Annotated in this window: 2 protein-coding genes; both read right to left on the bottom strand. The window is 61.5% G+C overall.

What is annotated here, in order from left to right:
- A partial coding sequence (locus ACYVDE_RS21270; protein ID WP_460503542.1) for an HU domain-containing protein occupies window positions 1-126 on the bottom strand: 126 nt, incomplete at its 3' end.
- Between the two features lie 110 nt (window positions 127-236).
- Window positions 237-1,976: TonB-dependent receptor (locus ACYVDE_RS21275; protein ID WP_460503541.1), on the bottom strand; the 1,740-nt coding region annotated here is incomplete at its 5' end.

Here is a 1,976-nt window from a genome sequence, read left to right on the forward strand (position 1 = left end):
GCTCAGGGCCTGGCGGCCGGGCTGGGCCCGGGCCGGCGACACGTCGGCCACGAGTCCGCCAAAGTCCGGAATAATCACGCAGTCGTGGTCACGGAGCAAAGGACGGATGTGGTCGGCGAGGTGCATCGGGGGAGTTTTAAGTGTTAAGTTTTGAAGGTTGAGTTAAAAGTTAAACACCTATCTCAAGGCATTTTACCACACTAATCATTCAAAACTCAACATTCAGCATTCAACACTTAAAAATTATAGGTAGCCCCCCCAATCACGTTGATACCCTTCACTGGATAGCCGTAGAAGCGCTGGTACTGACGGTTGACGAGGTTGTTACCCATTGCAAAGATGGATATTTTTGGCGTAATGCGGTAGTCGGCGCGCAGATTCAGGTCGATAATCGGCGTGGTGGCGCGGTAAAAATCGGCGGTGCGCGCGGTGCCCGGCGTGGTAGCCGGCCGGTAGCTGATGCCGTAGCTGGCCGAGTAGAAATACCCTTCGACGCCAACCATCAGCTTGTCAAACACATTATAGGTGCCAAACACCGAGCCCTGGAACTCGGGGCGGTGGAACGGCTGCGGCAGGTTTTTGAGGGCGTACTTGTTGTAGTCCATCCGCGTGCCGAGGCGGAATTTCTCGGCGGCGTTGTAAAGCAGCTCGCCGTGGATGTTGAGCACGCCGGTGGCCTGGCGGTCGTACACGAGGTCGAAGCGCGTGGGGTCGATGGGGTTATTAAGGTAGAAGTACAGGTTACGGTCGCGGGCGTAGGTGGCGCGGGCATTGAATTCGAGCCCCCGGGCTGGCGTGGACGTGAAGCCGGCGTAGATAGTGGGCCCGCGGTGGGTATCGGCCACGTTCAGGCCGCGGTTCAGCCAGGGGTTTTCGGTGCTCAGGTCGTAGCGCGTTACGCGCTGCAGGGCCCCGCCGAGGCCGGCGTACACCATAAACTTTTCGGGCTCAATGGTGTAGCCCAGTCGAATGGCCGGGTAGGCCACGGCCTTGCTCACGTTGGTGGTCGTATCGCTGGAGTAGCCCAGCGTGGCGCCCACCGTTACGGCAATGTTGTTTTTCAGGAACTCATAGGCCGGCGTGGCCTGCACGAAGGCGCGCGTGCGGGTGAGCGAAGTCGGGTTGGGCGTAATCGGCGTGGGCGCGGCCTGGTCCTTGTCGGCGATAAACGAGGCGTCGGCGGCCAGCGTGAGGCGGCTCGACTCGCCCAGCGCGTAGCCGACTTTGGCGTTCAGGCGCACGTCGTTTTCGGAAGCCGCGAAGTTGTCGGCCCAGTAGCGGTAGCCGATGCCGGCATCGTAGGTCAGTTGCTGCTCGGGGTCGCGGTTGTGGGCGTAGGCCTTTACCGCGAAGCGGTTGAAGGTCTGCTTGATGTCGGCCGATTCGGGCGTGGCCAGTGTTTCGCCATTGGCGGCTTTCCCGTAACCGTAAAAATTGTAACGCTCGTGGCCGAAGTCAAGCGTAGCCCCAAAGGCGCCGGTGCCGCGGTACAGCTCGCCCATGAGGTGGGCGCTGGTTTCGGACATGCGCGAATTCTTGCCATCAACCGGACCCTGAATGGAGCTGATGTGCTTGATATCGAGCCCGTAGGCGTGGTCGGTATTGCGGGTACTGTGGAAGTAGCCGCGCCCGTAAAACGTGCCGTAGTTGCCGATGCCGGCCTTCACGAAGTTGCCGGTGAGCGGCGTGGGCTCCTCAGCCCGGATGGTGAGCACCTTCACCGACGGGGCAAGGCGGTTGGCGGGCAGGCGGAAATCGGGGAAGGTGTAGGCCACTTTGCGCTCGACTTTGGGCGGCGCGGGCAGCTTGATTTTCTCGTAGTTGCGGGTGGCTTCGGGCAGCTGGTTCACCCGCTCCTTCACAATCTCAATCTCGGCTTCCTCAATCTGGCCGGTGCGCTTTTTGGTGGGCTGGGCCTGGGCGGCCGCCGGGTTCAGGCCGCCGGCCAGCACGGCCGCCAGCAGCAGGCCTGCGCC

It is taken from the genome of Hymenobacter agri (assembly GCF_054778495.1).